The following is a 16,482-nucleotide window of genomic DNA, read 5'->3' as shown; positions in this document are numbered from 1 at the left end:
ACAACATGAGCACCATCGCAATCGTCTGCGCAGGCAAGACGCGCGCCGCCGCCGCGAGCCTGCTCGCGGCAGGACTCCTGCTGGCGGGCTGCACGGGTGTGGATGCCCCCGGAGAGAGCGCGGGCGAGGCGGCACCGCACGGTACTGGCGCCACGAGCTCGACACCACCATCCGCGGCGAGCGCAACGGAAGGCGAAGACCTGATGCCCACCACGACGAACATCACGATCAGCATGGGGGACGTCACCGTCCGCGGCGTGCTGAACCAGTCCGCGACCTCCGCCGATCTCCTCACGCAGCTGCCCCTCGAGCTGTCGTTCGAGGACTTCGGCGGTCAGGAGAAGATCGCGACCCTCCCCAGGGCGCTCTCCCTCGAGGGCATGCCGTCCGGAAGCGCCGCCGAAGCGGGGACGATCGGCTACTACGCACCCAATGAGGGGCTCGTCCTCTACTACGACTCCGTCGGTCACTTCCCCGGGATCATCCCGATTGGCACGTTCGAAGACGTCGAGTCAGTGCGTGCTGCTGTGCCTGCGACTGGAACGGTGTCCGCCGAATGACCTCACCCTCATTGCGCACATCCGAAGCGCCGGCGTCCACTGGAGGCGCGAGGGCTCCGCAGCTGCGCCTCGCACCGCTCATCGTCCTCGCACTCATGGGATTCATCCTGGTCGCGATGGAGACCATGCCCGCCGGTCTTCTGCCGGAGATCGCCGACGGGCTGAAAGCCGCGGAGGGCACCGTGGGGCTCTTCGTCAGCGCCTACGCACTTGGCACGGTCATCGTCACGATTCCCGCCATCTCGCTAACGCGCCGCCTCCGTCGAAAGCCCCTGCTGCTCGTCAGCATCGCGGGGCTGGTTGCGGCCAACACCGTGACCGCGTTCTCGTCTGACATCGCGCTGTCACTCGTCACGAGGTTCATCGCCGGGGCATTCTCTGGAGTGATCTGGGGGATGCTCGCGCCCTACGCCGTGCGAATCAGTCCGCCCTCGCGGCTGGGGGCCGCGATCGCGATCGTCGCGATCGGCGCGCCCCTCGGGTTCGCGTTCGGGACGCCACTTGGGGCTTGGATCGGAGCCGTGTCCGACTGGAGATGGTCGTTCGCCGGTCTCTCCGCGCTCGCAGCACTGGTCGCCATAGCGGTTGTACTTGTCGTCCCGGACGCGCCAGGCCGTCCCGCGCTCGCGGGCCTGCCCATGGCGCGGGTGCTCCGCCTGCGAGGGGTCCCCGTCGTGCTCGCGGTGATCTTCGTCTGGATGCTCGCGCACAGCACGATCTACACGTACGTCGCGCCCTACCTCCGTGAGACGGGCACCGCGATAACCCCGGACCTGATGCTGCTCGCCTACGGGATCGCTTCTCTACTCGGCGTGGCGGTGACCGGCCTGCTCCTCGATAGGTATCCGAGCCTGCTGCTCCACCTCAGCGTGCTGGCCTTCATCGTCGCTGCGGTCGTGCTGCTGGCAGGGCAGGGCTCGCCCGTCGCGCTCCTGGCGGCGGCGGCGCTGTGGGGTGTGAGCTTCGGAGGGGCTTCGCCGCAGCTGCAGAACGCGCTCACGCGAGCCGGGGGCGAGAATTCGGACGTCGCGAACTCATTCCTTCCCGTCGCGTTCAATCTCGCGATCTTCGGCGCCGGCATTCTCGGCGCAGGGCTCCTCGAAGTCTTCGATGGCCTTATCCTGCCCGCTGCCATGATGCTGCTCGGGGCGGTGGCGTTGCTGCTGACCTTCGTCGGCCGGCGGTCGGCATTCCGGCAGAGGGAGACGGGATCAGGTGATGGGAAAGCATGAGCTTCCGCGCTTTCCTGAGGGCGAGCGTGGGGCGACTCCGGGGGAAAGGCATCGGCGAAGCGGTCTCCGCTCCGACGCTCGAGACTCGACGTCTCCTTCTGCGCGCCCACACTCTGGCGAGCGCTGAGGAGTGGTTCCTCCTCCACGAGGAAGCGCGAGTTCGCGAGTTCCTGAACTGGCCACCGAGGAGTCGCGGCCAGGCACTGCGCCACCTCCGTGTCCGCACGCAGTCCACGAGGCTCTGCAGGGCCGAGGACTTCATGGCGCTGGCCGTCGAACTCGAGGGGCGGCTCATCGGTGATATCTCCCTGCAGCTGCGGGCCGTTGCCAGCGAAGTGCGCAGCGTCGAGATCGGGTGGGTGCTGCATCCCGATGCTCAGGGCAATGGATACGCGCGGGAGGCGGCGGAGGCCGTCATCCAGTTCGCATTCGAGGCTGTGCATGCCCGGATGGTCCTCGCGGTCGTGCATTCGCGCAACACCGGATCGCTCAGGCTCGCGGAGCGTCTGGGATTCCACGGGCTGAGCCGCCGCGAGAGCGAACGGCTGCTCGTCTTGACCCGAGATGACTTCGCCTTGGCCGACCGCGGTGCCGAGCGGGATCCGGACATGGCGCCTCCTCGACCGGCAAATGGAGGCGGGCCCTGCTGAACTGCTCACATGGTCCGGCTGATCCTGTTTCTCCTCCGGGTGGATAGCACTCTCTGCTCCAAGACCCGGCGAGATCGCCAAGGAAACGCCCAGCTCTGCGCCGCTTCGCCCGCCGGTTCGGGGGAGGGGAGTTCTCCCCGCCCCGCCGTGGAGCGCGGATCCACCAGCCCACCCCAATGCGCGGGACTACGCTCGCCGACACCCCGGACCAGCCGGGCCAGTCGAAGGAGTCAACATGCGTCGCATCGTCTCGACCGTCACCGCAGCCCTCTTCGCCGTCGGCATCGCCGTCTCAGCACCCGCGATAGCAAGCGCCGGCACCACGCAGTCGTACTGGACCGGCGGATCGCTCGCCGACTGCCAGGCCGTGCAGCGCACCTACATCAGCTCGTGGACCAAGATCACCGAGGCCTGCCACCGCAACGGCAACGGCTACTCGTTCACCTGGACCTCGCTCTAAGGCGTCTCCGGCGAGGTCGTGGATGCTCCGTTCGGCCTGATTGGTTCGTCCTGATAGCTCTGTCCTGACCGGTTTGGCCTGATTGGTTCGCCCTGGTCGGCTTCTCCTGACCGCGCCTTCTGCGCGCGTCGCCTGCGCACCGCCGGGCAACGCATCTGCGGCAAGAAGGTCACTTTCGCCCCACCCGGGCTCCCGGAGCGGGCAGAAAGTGGCCTACTCGGCGGCGGCGGATACGCGGCGCGGCGTCGCGCGGTTCAAGCGGGCTCATGCGGCTCAGCCGGGCTCAAGCGGATCCGGCAAGCTCACGCGGCTCAAGCGGGTCACTTTCGCCCCACCCGGGCCCCGCAACGGGATGAAAGTGGCCTACTCGGCGCCGGCAGCGGCAGCGGTGTAAGGGGCGGCGCCGCGGCGTCGCGCAGGTAGAGCGGGCTCACGCGGTTCAGATGGGCCACTTTCGCCCCACCTGGGCTCCCGAGATGGGCTGAAAGTGGCCTTCTTGGCAGCGGCAGCGGCAGCGGCCGAGGCAGCGGCAGCGCGGCGCCCGCGGCGCTGCGCGGTTCAGCGGGCTCGCGCAGGCCAGGCGGGCTCATGCGGTTCAGGCGGGTCACTTTCGCCCCAGTCGGGCTGCCGGGATGGGCTGAAAGTGGCCTACTTGGCGGCGGCGGCAGCGGCGTCGCGCGGGCCAGGCGGGCCACTTTCGCCCCACTTTGGCTGCCGGGATGGGCTGAAAGTGGCCTTCTTGGCGGCGGTAGCGCGGCGCCCGCGGCGCTGCGCGGTTCGGCGGGCTCGCGCAGGCCAGGCGGGCTCATCCGGTCCAGATGGGCCACTTTCGTCCCACTTGGGCTCCCGGGATGGGCTGAAGGTGGCCTACTTGGAGGCGGCGGCGGGGGTGGCAGCGCGGCGTCGCGCGGTTTAGGCGAGCTCGCGCGGCTCAAGCGGGTCACTTTCGCCCCACCTGGGCCCCCGCGACGGGCTGAAAGCGCCCTACTCGGCGGCAGGGGCGGATCACGCGACGCTCAGCGTGACGGCGCGCTTCTCCGGATCAGCCGAGTCGACGCGGACTCGTATGGCGGCGCCCAGCTCCAGGGCCGCGGCGCCGCCGACGACCCTCGCCCGCACTGCGGGGTCGCGCAACAGCACGGTCGCCTTCGCCTGACCCGCATCGGCGGCCCCGGTGGGCGACGAATCGACGACGATCCCGTCGAGCTCCTCGCCCACACGGGGCGCGAGCAGGACCGCCTCGAGCAGATCGACCGCCGCCCGCTCGTACGCGTTCGCACGGCGTGAGCCCTCGGCCATCTCGCCGGGCAGTGCCTCGAGCGCATCCACGACCCACGACGGCACGGGTTCTCCGGCGCAGAACGCCAGCGCGATCTCGGTGCCGTAGCGGTCGACGAGGCGCCGCAGCGGGGCGGTCACGTGCGCGTACTCGGCGGCGATGGCGCTGTGGGATGCGGCGCTCGGCACGTCCGGATGCTCGGGCGTGCCGAAGGCCGCGTACCCGGCTCCGCGGAACAGGCGGGTGGCTTCGGTCGCGAACGCCGCGTACTCGGGCCGGGCCACGTCGATGGTCCTGACGAACTGGGCGTACGAGACCTCCGGTGCCCAGTCGAAGCCGAGGGAGGCGGCGACGCGACGCAGGCGCTCGACGTCCTCGTCGCGGGCGGGATCCAGGGTGCGCCAGATTCCCACTCCCGCCCGTCGCTGCAGGGTCGCGGCTGCGATTCCCGTGAGCAGCGACAGCTGCGCGTTGAACTCCTCGCAGGCGAGCGGCTCCCGCAGCACGAGCCGGTAGCGCTTGTCGTCGTCGCTGCGCTCGATCTCCTGGTCGGGCACCTCGAGCGTCGCGCCGCCGCGCGCGAACTGGGCGTCGATGCGCAGCCGGCCGATCTCCGCCAGCAGCCCGAGCAGCTCGTCGGCGGTTCCGGCGTCGAGCCGTGCCTGAACCGAGGGGTAGTCGAGTTGCGCCCGGGAACGCACCATGGATCGACGCACCTCGATGTCATCGAGCAGCGCGCCCGAGCTGTCGAGACGCATCCGCCACACGACGGCGGGGCGATCGACCCCGGGGAGCAGGCTCGCGGCGCCCTCGCTGAGCACGGCCGGGTGCAGGCCGAATCGGCCGTCCGGCCCGTAGACGGTGAGGGCGCGGCGGTGCGTCTCCGCGTCCAGCGCCCCACCGGGCTCGACGAAGGATGCGACGTCCGCGATCGCGTAGAACACCTCGAAGCCGTCAGCGTCCTCGCCGGTGGCCTCGACGCGGCGAAGGAAGAATGCCTGGTCGAGGTCACGCGAGCCGACAGGGTCGAGGGTCACGAACGGCAGCTCGCGGAGATCGTGTCGCCCGGAGTCCGAGCCGAACTTGTGGGCTGCGGCTACCTCGGCCTCGGCTCGCGCGTCGGCTGGGTAGTCGGCCGGGATCTCGAGCTCGGTGCGGAGCCGCTCCAGATACGGGCCGAGCACCTCCGCGGCCGCACCGGCCTGCACAGCACGCGTGTTCATCGGCGGGGAACGGATGCAGGTTCGACGGTGAACTTCATGGCGTCACGCTACCCGCACCAGATCAGGGGGCGCCGATGCCGTCAGTGCCGTAGGTCATCGTCCACGCCGTCTGCACGTTGTCGGCGACGGCTTTCGCCGACTCGACCTCGATGGTGTGGCTGGTCTCCGTGAGCAGATACTGTCCGCCGGTGTCGACCGTGATCCCGGAATTCGTGTCCGACTGCAGGTAGCCGCGGATGCCGACGGAGCCCTCCATGTAGCCCGAGTAGGTGACGCGCAGCTTGGTGCCCTCCTGCGCGTAGTTCCATTGGCCGGTCGTCTCCGGGTCGGTGGTGATCGGGCCGAACGCGGAGAGGGTGGCGATCACCGTATCCGTCTCGCGGGAGGGGGAGATGAGGATCGACACGGTGCCCGTGTAGTCGACGCCGGAGGTCTCGATGAAGGCGATGACCGCCTCCGTGCTCTGGCCGACTGCCAGCTCGGTGTCGAAGGGCGTGAAGTTGCCTTCGATCGTGGAGAGGGCCGTGGATGCGGCGGCGAGGGGAGTTGCCAGGGCGGCGGCGAAGACAGGGGTGGTCCAGGCCGCGTTCGAGAGCAGTGCTCGGCGGGACGGGCGGCCAGGCGCAGGCCGTTCTGCGGTCGTGTGGCTCGAGGGGAGGAAGGAAGGCATGATGCTCCGGTCTGCGGCGTGGGGGCGCCGCTCTGCGAACGATACGGCCTGCGGGCGTCGGGCAGAAGAGGTCGGTTGTCGGACTCTGCCGGATGCTGCCGAAGACGCTCTGAGCGGACGCGCACGTGCTCCATACGTTCTCCATAGATCGATAGGCGACGATAAGCGCATGGTTGACTTCAACAAGATCCTCGGCGCGGCCTCGAAGGCCCTCGGCAACTCCGGCAATTCCGGGGGCAACCGGGGCGGCAAGAGCGGCTCCGGGGACTGGAAGGACATGGTCCGCAAGGTCGCCGATCAGGTGACGGGGGATGGGCAGCAGCCACGCGGCCAGCAGGGCTACCCCGCCCGGGACGCTGCGCAGCAGCGCGACCAGTACCAGCAGTCTGACCAGTACACCGCCCGCGACTCCCGCCCACGGTACGGGCAGCAGCCGCCGAGCGCTCCGAGCTACGGCTCGCGCCCGGCCTCGAATCCGAGCTCAGGGTCTGCCGCGGACAAGGCGGCCATCGCGAAGTACGACTACCTCCTCAAGACCGCGGCGCCTGACCAGCTCGAGCAGGCGCACCGTGAGGCGTTCCAGCGACTCACGCCGGAGCAGCGCGACCAGGTGCGTGAGCGCCTGAGCGCGGAGTCCGGTCCGTACGACCGCCCGCAGTCGAGCTCCCCTGACGACCTGGCACGGGCGGCGACGCGCGGCGAGGTGCAGCGACCCGGGTTCATGGCGAAGGTGCTCGGGGCGGGCAAGCGCATCGCGGGCTCCCGCGGTGGCTCCAACTTCACGCCCGGCTCGAGTCGTGGCGGGTCCGCTCGCTTCGGCCGTGGCGCGGGCGTCGCCGGTGCAGCTGCGGCGGGTGTCGGGGCTGGTGCGCTCGGCGGCATCGCGCTCGGCGTCGTCGGCGGTGCCGTCGCCAGCTCCGTCGCGCTTCCGCTGATCGGCGACGCGATGGCATCCGGAATCGACTTCGACGGCATCGCCGCGTCCGGGATCGAGGGCTTCGAGGGGCTCACGGCTGACCTCGGCGAGTTCGGCGGGATCGGTGAGGCCGTCTCGGGGCTCGGCGACCAGGCCAGCGGATTCGGCGACCAGCTCACGGGCGCCGGCGAGCAGCTCACGGGCGCGGGCGACCAGTTCCTCGGCGGCGTCGAGGAGCAGGCAGGCAACTTCGGCTTCGACATCCCCGGCCTCGGAGACCTGTTCGGCAAGTGATGCACGCCTTGGCGCACCCGGGAGGACGGCCGGCGCTGGGAGCCTGATCCGTCAGAGCTGCTCGCCGATGACGCGAGCCGCCTGGATGACCCGGGACCTGAACCTCGCGAGCCCGTCGTCGCTGATCGTCTCTTCCGTCGTCACGAGATTCACGACGCCGATGACCGTGCCGCGCGAGTCCGTGATGGCTGCCGTGAGGCTCACGGTTCCCGGGTAGCGCTCTGAATGGCTCTCGTAGGTGCCCGTCGCCGCTGCTTCGGCGAGCTCCGCGCGAAGCGAGTCGGCGCTCTGCTGCCGTCCGCTGGCGAGCGTGAGCCCCGAGTAGTCCTGCAGGAACTCGTCGAGTTCTTCCGGTGCGACGGCCGCGAGCAGCACCTTGCCGCCACCGACGTCGAGGTCGAGGCGCTGCCCGATCGGGAACCGGTAGCGGAGCGACTCGGGTGGCTCGACGCGCGCGACGAGGATGCGCGACCAGCCCGAGCGCACGTAGACGGACGACGTGAACCCGGTCGTCTCGGTGAGGTTCTGCAGCACCGGATGCGAGACGGAGGCGAGCCGATCTTGGAGCATGAACGCGTGCGCGTGCGCGAGGACGACGGGACCGAGCGTGTAGCCGGCCTCGGTCGAGTTGAGGTACCCGCGCCGCGCGAGGGTCGTGGTGATGCGCTGCGTGGTCGTGATGTGCAGGCCGGTGGCCTTGGAGATCTGCGTCAGCTTCAGCGGCGTCCGTGATGCCTCGACGCACTCGATGACGTCGAGCGCTCGTTCGAGCGTCCGGCCTTGATTGACGCGCTCAACGCTCACTGCGTTTTCCCCTCCGTGCCAGGTGATTCCTCAACGTACCACCGGGTGCAACGAGACCCTGCTTGGTCCCGTCCCTGGCCGCGAACGTGGACGCCTGCTATCGTTACGCGAAATCAACTTGCGCAGAGTGATAGAAAACTCTGCCTGATGACAACGGAGTCGTTCATGAGAATCGCTGTCCTCGGCCTCGGTGAAGCCGGAAGCATGTACGCGAAGGCGTTCGTCGAAGCCTCCTGGGAGGTCGTCGGCTTCGACCCCAGGAGCGTCGAGATCCCCGGAATGACCAGCGCCACCTCGATCGCCGAGGCGGTCGCCGGCGCCGACGCGGTGCTCGGCCTCACCACGGCGGCCCACGCCGCAGGGGCAGCGCGAGACGCGGCACCGCACCTCGAGCCGACCGCGGTGTTCCTCGACCTCAACGCCGGATCCCCGCAGCTGAAGCGGGCCGTCGCCGACGAGATCGGCGAACGCGCCAAGGTCGTCGACGGGGCCGTGATCGGTTCGGTGAAGAAGTTCGGCGCGCAGGTGCGCGTCATCCTCTCCGGCCCCGACGCGGACTCGGCCGCCGACGTACTGCGCTCCATCGGCGCCACTGCGGACGTCGTCAGTGACACCATCGGGGACGCATCCGGCCGCAAGCTCCTGCGCAGCGTGTACATGAAGGGACTCGGCGCGCTCATCAGCGAGGCCATGTCCGCCGGCCGTGCTGCTGGCGAGGAAGCGTGGATGCGCGCCCAGATCGTCGAGACCCTGGTCGACGGAGAGGCCGCCGTCACGCGTCTCGACGAGGGCACGCGCATCCACGCAGACCGGCGAAGCCACGAGCTCGGCGACAGCCTCGAGCTGCTGAGCGCGCTTCCGGGGAACTGGCCCGTCACCGAAGGCGCCAGGCGCCGACACGTCGACCTCGCCCTCGAGGCGAAGCCCGACTTCGCGGCGGAACTCGAGTCGGTGCCGACGGCGGCGCTCGGCGACGGCGGGGACCGGCTCGGATTCGCGCACTCGAGCATCAAGCCCATCTGGCCCTCCGGCCCCATCGCCGGACGCGCACACACCGTGCTCGTCAATCCAGGCGACAACCGGGCCCTGCACGAGGCGCTCAAGGTGGTCCGGCCCGGCGAGGTGCTCGTCATCGCGGGCGGCGGGTACGCCGAGCGTGCGCTGCTCGGCGAGCTCATCGCGGAGCGCGCGGTCAACGCGGGGGTGCGCGGCATCATCGTCGACGGCGCAGTGCGCGACGTCTCCGCCATCGCCGAGATCGGCCTGCCCGTCTGGGCCGTCGCAGTCTCCCCGGCGGGCCCCTACAAGTCCGGCCCCGGGCGGGTCGGCGAGACCATCTCGCTCGGAGGCGCCATCTGCTCGACCGGCGACTACGTGGTCGCCGACGAGGATGGCGTGCTCGTCCTCCCGATCGACCGCGCGGCTGCCGCGCTCAGGGCAGGCCGGGCGGTGCTCGCCGACGAGGCGGGCCGCCGTGTCGAGATCCTGCGCCAGCGCGCCGAAGCGAATCCCAGCGCCTGATCCGGCGCACCAGACCATAGACAGCAAAGGAGCTGCCATGAGCATCACCGACCAGGGGCACCCGCCCCGCCGACGCAGGGGAGGGTCATGCCTGTCGCACTGATCGCCCTCGTCGCCTTCATCGCGACGATCGTCACCTGGAACGTCGTCGTCAAGCGGAACATGGCGGAAGCCATGATCCTCGGCTTCCTCGTCACGCTCGCCTTCGCCGGGTTCAACGCCCCCGAGTACGCCGTGACCGCCGTCGTCGAAGCATCCGAGAACCAGGTCCTCTACGCCGCCGTCGCGTTCGTCTTCATGACGCACTTCGTCGAGCGCACCGGCGTCATTGATCGCCTCATTGCCATTCTCTCCTCCCTCTTCGGCAAGCTGCCGGGCGGCCCCGCGATCGTCGACACGCTCGCATCCGGTGCCATGGGAGCCGTCGCGGGCGGCTCCAACACGGGCAACGCGGCCTCCTCCGGAGCGATCACCGGTCCGTGGATGGTGCGCACCGGATGGAAGCGCTCGCGCGCCGCGACCGTCATCGCCGGCAACGCGGGCCTCGGCACCGCGCTTCCTCCGAGCGCGTCCATGGTCATCATGATCGGATTCGCCGGCACGCTCGTGACGACCAGCGAGGTCTACCTGGCGCTGCTCGTCGCCGGCATCTACCAGTTCGTGTTCCGGATGGGCCTCATCGGCTGGTTCGTGAAGTGCGACAAGATCACGGCAGCCTCGGGACCCGAGATCCTGCCGTGGCGCAGCGCGATGAAGCGCGGCGGAACGTCGACCCTCATCTTCCTTGGCGCGATCATCCCGATCGCGATCTCGGTCGGGCCCCTCGCCGACGCCCTCAAGGCGTCGCCGGTGCTCTCCGAAGCCATGGGATCGATCTCGCTCATCGTGTGGATCCCCGTCCTCATCATGTTCTTCGCCGCGCTCGTCGCCTGGAAGGACCTGCCGCGCTCGCCGCGCGGATGGTGGGAGCTCATCACGAGCGGGGCGCCGAAGTTCTACACGATCGTCGCGCTCCTCTTCTTCGCCGTCGTCGCGAGCGAGGTGCTCGCCGAGCTCGGCCTCGCGGAGGACGTCGACAACCTGCTGAGCGGCGTCGACATCCCGCTGTGGCTGCTCGTGACGTTCATCGGGCTGCTGATCGTGCTGGTCGCGGGCCCGCTGTCGTCGACGGCAACCCTCACCGCCGTCGGTCAGGTGTCGCTGTTCACGCTCATCGCCGCGGGCATCGACCCGCTGCTCGCCGTCATCGCGATCCTCGTGTTCGCCTCGACGGAGGGCGCCTCCCCGCCCGCCTCCGGCGCCATCTTCGTCGCGAGCGGCCTCACGGGAGCCAAACCGGAGTCCACGTTCGTGCCGCTCATCATCTACTACGTCGTGCCGTTCTTCGCGCTCGGCGTCCTGATCGCGCTCGGGATCGTCCCGGTCCCCGGCGGATAGGAGTCTGAAATCATGCGCACCTCACTGCACCGCATCCTGCATCCGCTCTTCGGCATCGCGATGATCGTCTTCCTGCTGCTGGCGTTCGTGCTCGTCTTCGCCCAGGTCATCGGGCTCATCTTCGCGCAGCCCTGGCTCATCGAGGGAGCCTCGGAGACGCTCCTCCATCCGGCCATCATCTCGGCCATCGTCGTCGGCCTCATCGGCTACGCCCTCTTCAACTGCCTCCCGAAGGTGGAGAAGAAGGCCGAGCTGGAGGATGAGGACGAAGACTGACCGGGTCGATCTCGACGCCCGCACCCCGGATCGCCGCGAGCGATCTCGGCGTGCGGGCGTCTCCCGTTAGGCTCGCGTGATGGCGAACCGCAGCTATCTCTACGTTGTCGACGAGGTTCCGGGGCAGGGGGCTCCGCTCACTCGTGTCTCCGGGCTGTCGGAGTGGAACTGGGATGTGCCGCTCGTGCACGAGCTGCTCGTCTCGGGGTCTGGTCGGCTGGTGCCGTCGACGATCTGGGATGCGCCGGCGGCAGCGATCCTCGGCGACTACGACCAGGGCGTCGCCAACCTCGAGCGCCTCTTCGCTCGGCTCCCGCAGGACCAGGAGACGCAGCGGCAGATCGCCGAGGCGCGCAGCGTGCTGCGCGACCCCGCGAACCGTGGACGCTACCTGCTGCTCGAGGTCGCGGAGATCCACGTGCTCAGCGCCACGGACGACGAGAACCCGCACCCCGAGATGCTCCGGGAGGCGCAGGGGATGGTCTGCGACACCGAGCAGCACGTGGACGCGCTCATCCGCACAGCACTCGAGCTGCCGCCGGAGCGGCTGCAAGAGCTGACGGGCTCCGGGGCGTGGGCGAGCAACCTCTACTTCGAGCCGTCCGGAGAGCCGCAGCCGCCCGCCCAGGCGGCACCGGTCCAGGCGGCGCCGAATATCCCTGCGACGAGCCTGCCCTCCCAGAGCGCCCCGCCGACGAGCCCGAACGCACCGCAGTTCGCCCCGCCCACCGGTGCGTCGGCTTCGCCGGTCTTCCTGACGCGGCCGCTGGCGAACGGCGCGACACAGTGGAGCCTCGGGCTGATCGCGGTCATCCCGTTCCCGTTCGTGACCGCCATCACGGCAGGCATCGTGATGATCGCGGCCGGCCGGTCGCGCGCGCCCGCCACCGAGGCAGGCGAGCGAAACCGCACCAACGCCGCCAACTGGGGGCTCACCTACCTGCTCTCCTCGATCATCCTCATCGCCCTGCACATCGCGTTCCTCTTCGTCCTCGACGACACCTACTCTGGGTCGTTCTTCCCCATCGGCATCCCCATCACGCTCTGGTTCGCCGTCTCCGTGACGCACATCGTGTTCTCGATCGTGGGCAGCGTGAAGGCCTCGCGCGGCGTGGTGTTCGCCCCCATCGCGCTGCCGTTCTTCAGTCCGCGCCTGCGGGGCTGACCATCTTCAGTGCAGACTCGTCGCCTCTGGACGTCACTGACGATTCAGGGGCCGATTCTGCACTCATGTTGGACAGGGGCCGCCGCGCCCGCCGCGTCTGATCTGCACCCTGCCAGTACAGGGGCGGATGGGCGACAATGGCGGGGTGCCAACGCCGCAGCGGACAAACCCCGAAGCCGGGGTGCCGTCGCGCCTGCGCAACGCGGTGTTTCGGTCCGTCGCCGACCAGGGCAAGGCCGCGCTCGTCGAGCGTCGCTTGAGCGTCGCCATCAACCGCGGCGTTCTGCAGGCAGGGGAGCGGCTGCCCCCGGAGAGCGAGCTCGCTAAGTCGCTCGGGGTCTCGCCGGTCACCGTTCGCGAAGCGCTGGTCCTCCTGCGGCAACGCGGCCTCGTCACGACGAAACGAGGACGCGGAGGCGGCAGCTTCGTCACCGCGGGCGCCGACCCTGCCTCACACGCCGCCGCCGAGCTCGCATCCATCTCCCGCACGGCGCTGCGTGACCTCGCCGCCCATTACTTCGCCGTCACCGCTGGCTGCCTCGAACTCGCAGCCTCCAGGGCTGCGCCGAGCGAGGTCGACGCGATCCGCGCTCGGCTCACGGCGTTCGGCGACGCCGCGATCTCCGGGCGGCAGGCTCAGCCGACGCCCGCGCTCTGGCGACACGTCGCCGACGACATCGTCGTCGAACTGTGCGCACTCGGGCAGTCGGTGCGGCTCACCAAGGAGCAGATGCGCGTGCAATCCGAGCTCTCGCCGCTGCTCGGGCTGCTCGCTGTGGACGACGCCGAGCGGGAGGCGCAACGAGGCGAGATACTTGGACTCGTCGATGATGTCGCTCGGGGGGACACCGCTGGCGCGCGCGAGACTCTGCGCGCGACGGTGAGCGACGTCGTCGAACGGCTCGAGGCAAAGCGCAGGTCGCTGCTCGAGCGGTAGGCGCGCCGGCGCCGTGATGGTGCCGGGTGCCGGGGAACGACTATGGCTGGGGGGCCAACGTATGCCGATCAACGACAACGAGGTGAGGATCGCCGCACTCGCGGGGCTGCCGAACTGGTCTTGGAGCGACTTCACGGAGAACGTGATGCAGACCACCAACCTCATGAGGCTGGAGCCGAACGGGTGGCTGGCGCTCATCGCCTACCTCGCCGGCCCCAGCTGGGTGTATCAGGAGCCGGCGCGGTACGACCCCGTCGTCGAGACGGACGGCGGTGGCCAGCGTGTCGGCGGGCCAGCCGACGGCACCTTCTCAAGTGAGGAGGACATCAGCGGGATCCACGACGACATGGTCCAGTACCTCGCAGATGCTGGGCTGCCGGCGCCCCCGCGGGCGGTGCAGTGGATGCTGTGCCTCCCCGACGGGGTCACAGAACGAGACCTCGAGGGAGTGTGCCTCCGTGCGGCGCGGGACGTCGCACCCGACGACCACCGAAGGAACGCGCTCGAGGTGCACGCGGCGATGCGGGTGCTGTTGAATGGTCGCATGTCGCCGCTCGCCTGGTGACGCGGAACGGGCTCTCGCCGATCTTCGCCGGTCGACCCAGTGAAAGCGGCCCTCCGCTGTGTACCATCGGCCAACACCGAGGCAGAGGAGCCGCTCCATGACGATCGACGCCACCGCGGTTCGACGCGGCCCAGCTGCGCTCCTCGACGACTACTTCCGATCGACACTCAACGTGCTCGAAACGCTCAGCCGCGACCTCGGTGCCGTGCTCGGCGACCTCGAGTCGCGGGGCGAACTCAGCGACCGTCGCCTCGACGAGCTGGTCGAGCCGCTCGCGCTCGCGGTCTTCACTCGTACCTGGCCGGCCGCGTTCGGGGCCGGATTCGTCGCATCCCTCGACCTTCGCGGCCCGTCCCGCGGCCACCTGTCTTGGTGGCAGGGCCCGATGCGCTCGCAGCTGCGGCTCGCAGCGCAGACGCCAAGCCGAGAGCACATCGACTACAGCGGATTCGAATGGTTCCGCGTGCCCCGGGAGACCGGCGAGGGTCATGTCGCGGGCCCGCACGTCGACTACCTGTGCAGCGACGAGTACACGCTCACCGTCAGCATGCCCGTCTGGAACGGGCGGCGATTCCTCGGCGTCGTCGCCATGGACCTCCTCGTCGACGACGTCGAACGGGAGCTGCTCCCGGCGCTGCGTGAGTTCGGCGACGTGAGCGTCGTGAACGCAGCCCAGCGCGTGCTCGCATCCACCGAATCGCGGCTCGCGCCGGGAGATTCGGTGCGCGACCTCGACGGCTACGGGAGCACCGACTGCGCGATCGCCGGGCTCCGCGTGCTCACCCGGGTCTAGGCCTCGACGCGCGGGACCTCGGGGCAGGTCGGAGTCCCGAGTCCGGGTTCAGTCGATCTCAGTCGATCTCGGGCGGAGCTGGCGGCTGCAGCCGCTGCTGCTGCTGCGCATCCGGGGTGCGCAGGTACTTGCGAAGGGCTTTGATGGCGAGGATCAGTGCCCAGATGGTCAGGACCAGGATCGCAAGGATGGCCACGAAGTAGGCGACCATCACGACGGTGTGCATTGGGTTGAGTCCGATCATCGATCGACGGTACGTCGCGAGACTGGGCGTCGGGTCAGTGGAAGCGGGCGGCGGATGCGGGTCACGCCGTAGCTCGGCGACACGACGGGAACATGGCTGCATCGACGTGCGACGATGCGGACATGAGTGCTCTCGCCCCATCCGAGTATCTGCCCGACCTCGTACCCGAGCTGCTCGTCACCGACGTCCGAATCAGCCTTGCGTTCTGGGTCGATGGATGCGGTTTCGAGGTGAAGTACGACCGACCCGAGGAGGGGTTCGCGTATCTGACCCGTGGCAACGCTCATCTCATGCTCGAACAGCGCGGCGTCGGCCGGAACTGGGTAACCGGGCCGCTCGAGCCGCCGCTCGGGAGGGGCATCAACTTCCAGATCTCCGTGGCCGATGCTGACGAGGTCGCGGCGGCTGTCCTCGCGACCGGTCGGGAGCTCTTCATGCCGCCGGAAACGAAGTGGTACCGGGTGGGTGGGGACGAAGTCGGGGTCCGCCAATTCCTTGTGACGGACCCCGACGGGTACTTGATCCGCTTCCAGGCGAGCCTGGGGCGGAGAGCTGCCAGCTAGCTCGTGACGGCTGACGCCTGACGGCTGCGGCGGGCGGCGATGAACGAGCGCACGCCGGCCGTGATGAGGGCGACGAGCAGGACCAGCATGACGGTGCTGCTGATGACCGCGCCGGGGCGCTCGGCGGTGCCGGCGAAGAGGTCTCCCAGCTGGGCGACGTTCATGAGCGACCCGAGCGCGCCGAGGAGCGCGACGGCGAGCGCGCCGTGGATGGCGTGCTTGCGGAGCTTCGGGTTGCGGGCGATGAGGCCGGCGATGACGAGCAGGAGGCCGACGGCGGCCGGGATGAGGGCCGTGAGGCTGCTGGTGTCGCTGACGAAATAGGCGATCGCGCCCGTCACGACGAGGGCGGCACCGATGAGGATGGTGAGGAGAGGCATGCGGGATGGGATCCAATCTCGCGGTAGGCCAGCACTGTCCTCGGCGGACCGCTTCGCGCGGGCTCAGCCCTGGCGCGTGACGGCCGGCGACGGAAGCGTCGCTGGTCGTTGGTGTCTGGTGGACCCAACTTTACCAGCTGGTCGGTTCCGGCCTCCGACCGCCCGGTGCGCCTGTTCAGCTGCGGACTGCGCCCTCGATGGCGTCTCGCCCGGCCTCGCGCGTGGCGAAGGCGCCGAGGAAGGTGCCCTGCCCGTCGTGTGCGCGAAACTCTCCGTGCACGAGCTCCACGAACCCGGCGAAGTCGTCGCCGGAGGCCGTCTCCCGCATCGCGACCCAGAGTCCGTTCGCGGGGGAGAGCCAGCGGAGCTGTCGAGGAGCGGAATCGACGACCGCTCGGGTCGTGGACTCGCGGGGGATCTCGAGCAGGCTCATGGGGTTCCTCGGTTCAAGAGTGGATGATCGGATAGTTAGGTTAGCTAGCTAATCCTGAGAGTCGCCACAGGGTTCGCTGG

19 protein-coding genes are annotated in these 16,482 nt (G+C 69.5%); 13 read left to right on the top strand and 6 right to left on the bottom strand.

What is annotated here, in order from left to right; all coding sequences use genetic code 11:
• The first annotated feature begins 5 nt into the window (after positions 1–5).
• The 4 genes from ITJ61_RS10965 (at position 6) to ITJ61_RS10950 (ending at position 2,902) form a co-directional block, all read left to right on the top strand.
• Positions 6–560, top strand: coding sequence for a cyclophilin-like fold protein (locus ITJ61_RS10965; protein WP_194686177.1), 555 nt, complete (start codon positions 6–8; stop codon positions 558–560).
• Positions 557–1,792, top strand: coding sequence for an MFS transporter (locus ITJ61_RS10960; protein ID WP_194686176.1), 1,236 nt, complete (start codon positions 557–559; stop codon positions 1,790–1,792). Before ITJ61_RS10965 ends, ITJ61_RS10960 begins: the two co-directional genes overlap by 4 nt.
• Positions 1,789–2,442, top strand: coding sequence for a GNAT family N-acetyltransferase (locus ITJ61_RS10955; RefSeq protein ID WP_194686175.1), 654 nt, complete (start codon positions 1,789–1,791; stop codon positions 2,440–2,442). The genes ITJ61_RS10960 and ITJ61_RS10955 overlap by 4 nt, the downstream gene beginning before the upstream one ends.
• 235 nt (positions 2,443–2,677) lie before the next feature.
• Positions 2,678–2,902, top strand: coding sequence for a hypothetical protein (locus ITJ61_RS10950; protein WP_104244826.1), 225 nt, complete (start codon positions 2,678–2,680; stop codon positions 2,900–2,902).
• Between the two features lie 1,005 nt (positions 2,903–3,907).
• On the opposite strand, the gene ITJ61_RS10945 is transcribed toward ITJ61_RS10950, so the two are convergent.
• A complete protein-coding gene (locus tag ITJ61_RS10945; protein WP_194686174.1) occupies positions 3,908–5,404 on the bottom strand; it encodes an RNB domain-containing ribonuclease in 1,497 nt (498 codons plus the stop codon).
• A 61-nt stretch (positions 5,405–5,465) separates the two neighbouring features.
• A complete protein-coding gene (locus ITJ61_RS10940; RefSeq protein WP_194686173.1) occupies positions 5,466–6,074 on the bottom strand; it encodes a hypothetical protein in 609 nt (202 codons plus the stop codon).
• A gap of 169 nt (positions 6,075–6,243) precedes the next feature.
• Here ITJ61_RS10940 and ITJ61_RS10935 point away from each other — a divergent pair, with 169 nt between their 5' ends.
• Positions 6,244–7,284 (top strand): cation-transporting ATPase, encoded by a 1,041-nt coding sequence (locus ITJ61_RS10935; RefSeq protein WP_194686172.1) that lies wholly within the window; start codon positions 6,244–6,246, stop codon positions 7,282–7,284.
• A 51-nt stretch (positions 7,285–7,335) separates the two neighbouring features.
• Here ITJ61_RS10935 and ITJ61_RS10930 read toward each other — a convergent pair whose 3' ends face one another.
• On the bottom strand, positions 7,336–8,088 hold the full coding sequence (locus tag ITJ61_RS10930) for an IclR family transcriptional regulator (RefSeq protein ID WP_323744341.1): 753 nt from the start codon (positions 8,086–8,088) through the stop codon (positions 7,336–7,338).
• A gap of 165 nt (positions 8,089–8,253) precedes the next feature.
• Between ITJ61_RS10930 and ITJ61_RS10925 the strand changes: the two genes are divergently transcribed.
• The 7 genes from ITJ61_RS10925 to ITJ61_RS10895 all read left to right on the top strand — a co-directional run bounded on the left by ITJ61_RS10925 (position 8,254) and on the right by ITJ61_RS10895 (position 14,782).
• Positions 8,254–9,609: an NAD(P)-binding domain-containing protein gene (locus ITJ61_RS10925; protein ID WP_194686171.1), complete on the top strand. Its 1,356-nt coding sequence runs from the start codon at positions 8,254–8,256 to the stop codon at positions 9,607–9,609.
• An 87-nt stretch (positions 9,610–9,696) separates the two neighbouring features.
• Positions 9,697–11,046: a TRAP transporter large permease subunit gene (locus ITJ61_RS10920; protein WP_194686170.1), complete on the top strand. Its 1,350-nt coding sequence runs from the start codon at positions 9,697–9,699 to the stop codon at positions 11,044–11,046.
• Positions 11,047–11,058: 12 nt separating this feature from the next.
• The gene (locus ITJ61_RS10915; RefSeq protein ID WP_104244816.1) at positions 11,059–11,322 is read left to right on the top strand and encodes a hypothetical protein; all 264 of its coding nucleotides are present in this window, start codon (positions 11,059–11,061) and stop codon (positions 11,320–11,322) included.
• 79 nt (positions 11,323–11,401) lie between these two features.
• Positions 11,402–12,487, top strand: a complete 1,086-nt coding sequence (locus ITJ61_RS10910; protein ID WP_194686169.1) for a DUF4870 domain-containing protein — start codon at positions 11,402–11,404, stop codon at positions 12,485–12,487.
• Positions 12,488–12,632: 145 nt separating this feature from the next.
• Positions 12,633–13,424 carry a FadR/GntR family transcriptional regulator gene (locus ITJ61_RS10905; RefSeq protein WP_181062847.1) on the top strand — a complete coding sequence of 264 codons (792 nt, stop codon included), beginning with the start codon at positions 12,633–12,635 and terminating at the stop codon, positions 13,422–13,424.
• 61 nt (positions 13,425–13,485) lie between these two features.
• Positions 13,486–13,989, top strand: coding sequence for a DUF5956 family protein (locus ITJ61_RS10900; protein ID WP_194686168.1), 504 nt, complete (start codon positions 13,486–13,488; stop codon positions 13,987–13,989).
• A 97-nt stretch (positions 13,990–14,086) separates the two neighbouring features.
• The gene (locus ITJ61_RS10895) at positions 14,087–14,782 is read left to right on the top strand and encodes a cache domain-containing protein (protein WP_104244808.1); all 696 of its coding nucleotides are present in this window, start codon (positions 14,087–14,089) and stop codon (positions 14,780–14,782) included.
• Between the two features lie 58 nt (positions 14,783–14,840).
• Here ITJ61_RS10895 and ITJ61_RS10890 read toward each other — a convergent pair whose 3' ends face one another.
• Positions 14,841–15,026, bottom strand: a complete 186-nt coding sequence (locus tag ITJ61_RS10890) for a hypothetical protein (RefSeq protein WP_194686167.1) — start codon at positions 15,024–15,026, stop codon at positions 14,841–14,843.
• 122 nt (positions 15,027–15,148) lie between these two features.
• Between ITJ61_RS10890 and ITJ61_RS10885 the strand changes: the two genes are divergently transcribed.
• Positions 15,149–15,589, top strand: coding sequence for a bleomycin resistance protein (locus tag ITJ61_RS10885; protein ID WP_194686166.1), 441 nt, complete (start codon positions 15,149–15,151; stop codon positions 15,587–15,589).
• Here ITJ61_RS10885 and ITJ61_RS10880 read toward each other — a convergent pair.
• Positions 15,586–15,969, bottom strand: a complete 384-nt coding sequence (locus ITJ61_RS10880; protein WP_194686165.1) for a hypothetical protein — start codon at positions 15,967–15,969, stop codon at positions 15,586–15,588. The genes ITJ61_RS10885 and ITJ61_RS10880 overlap by 4 nt on opposite strands.
• 175 nt (positions 15,970–16,144) lie before the next feature.
• A complete protein-coding gene (locus ITJ61_RS10875; RefSeq protein WP_104244802.1) occupies positions 16,145–16,402 on the bottom strand; it encodes a hypothetical protein in 258 nt (85 codons plus the stop codon).
• Between the last annotated feature and the right edge of the window lie 80 nt (positions 16,403–16,482).

The organism is Pseudoclavibacter sp. VKM Ac-2888 (assembly GCF_015351285.1).
Lineage (GTDB): Bacteria > Actinomycetota > Actinomycetes > Actinomycetales > Microbacteriaceae > Pseudoclavibacter.
The sequence above is the reverse complement of the archived record's forward strand: the minus strand, read 5'-3'. Positions and strand labels throughout refer to the sequence as shown.

Excerpts from the sequence above, each read along its gene's own strand:
- ITJ61_RS10900 (WP_194686168.1), top strand. The coding sequence starts at position 13,486 with ATGCCGATCAACGACAACGAGGTGAGGATCGCCGCACTCGCGGGGCTG.
- ITJ61_RS10950 (WP_104244826.1), top strand. The coding sequence starts at position 2,678 with ATGCGTCGCATCGTCTCGACCGTCACCGCAGCCCTCTTCGCCGTCGGC.
- ITJ61_RS10920 (WP_194686170.1), top strand. The coding sequence starts at position 9,697 with ATGCCTGTCGCACTGATCGCCCTCGTCGCCTTCATCGCGACGATCGTC.
- ITJ61_RS10875 (WP_104244802.1), bottom strand. The coding sequence starts at position 16,402 with ATGAGCCTGCTCGAGATCCCCCGCGAGTCCACGACCCGAGCGGTCGTC.
- ITJ61_RS10880 (WP_194686165.1), bottom strand. The coding sequence starts at position 15,969 with ATGCCTCTCCTCACCATCCTCATCGGTGCCGCCCTCGTCGTGACGGGC.
- ITJ61_RS10890 (WP_194686167.1), bottom strand. The coding sequence starts at position 15,026 with ATGATCGGACTCAACCCAATGCACACCGTCGTGATGGTCGCCTACTTC.
- ITJ61_RS10945 (WP_194686174.1), bottom strand. The coding sequence starts at position 5,404 with ATGAACACGCGTGCTGTGCAGGCCGGTGCGGCCGCGGAGGTGCTCGGC.
- ITJ61_RS10915 (WP_104244816.1), top strand. The coding sequence starts at position 11,059 with ATGCGCACCTCACTGCACCGCATCCTGCATCCGCTCTTCGGCATCGCG.
- ITJ61_RS10940 (WP_194686173.1), bottom strand. The coding sequence starts at position 6,074 with ATGCCTTCCTTCCTCCCCTCGAGCCACACGACCGCAGAACGGCCTGCG.
- ITJ61_RS10925 (WP_194686171.1), top strand. The coding sequence starts at position 8,254 with ATGAGAATCGCTGTCCTCGGCCTCGGTGAAGCCGGAAGCATGTACGCG.
- ITJ61_RS10960 (WP_194686176.1), top strand. The coding sequence starts at position 557 with ATGACCTCACCCTCATTGCGCACATCCGAAGCGCCGGCGTCCACTGGA.
- ITJ61_RS10895 (WP_104244808.1), top strand. The coding sequence starts at position 14,087 with ATGACGATCGACGCCACCGCGGTTCGACGCGGCCCAGCTGCGCTCCTC.
- ITJ61_RS10910 (WP_194686169.1), top strand. The coding sequence starts at position 11,402 with ATGGCGAACCGCAGCTATCTCTACGTTGTCGACGAGGTTCCGGGGCAG.
- ITJ61_RS10935 (WP_194686172.1), top strand. The coding sequence starts at position 6,244 with ATGGTTGACTTCAACAAGATCCTCGGCGCGGCCTCGAAGGCCCTCGGC.
- ITJ61_RS10885 (WP_194686166.1), top strand. The coding sequence starts at position 15,149 with ATGAGTGCTCTCGCCCCATCCGAGTATCTGCCCGACCTCGTACCCGAG.
- ITJ61_RS10965 (WP_194686177.1), top strand. The coding sequence starts at position 6 with ATGAGCACCATCGCAATCGTCTGCGCAGGCAAGACGCGCGCCGCCGCC.
- ITJ61_RS10955 (WP_194686175.1), top strand. The coding sequence starts at position 1,789 with ATGAGCTTCCGCGCTTTCCTGAGGGCGAGCGTGGGGCGACTCCGGGGG.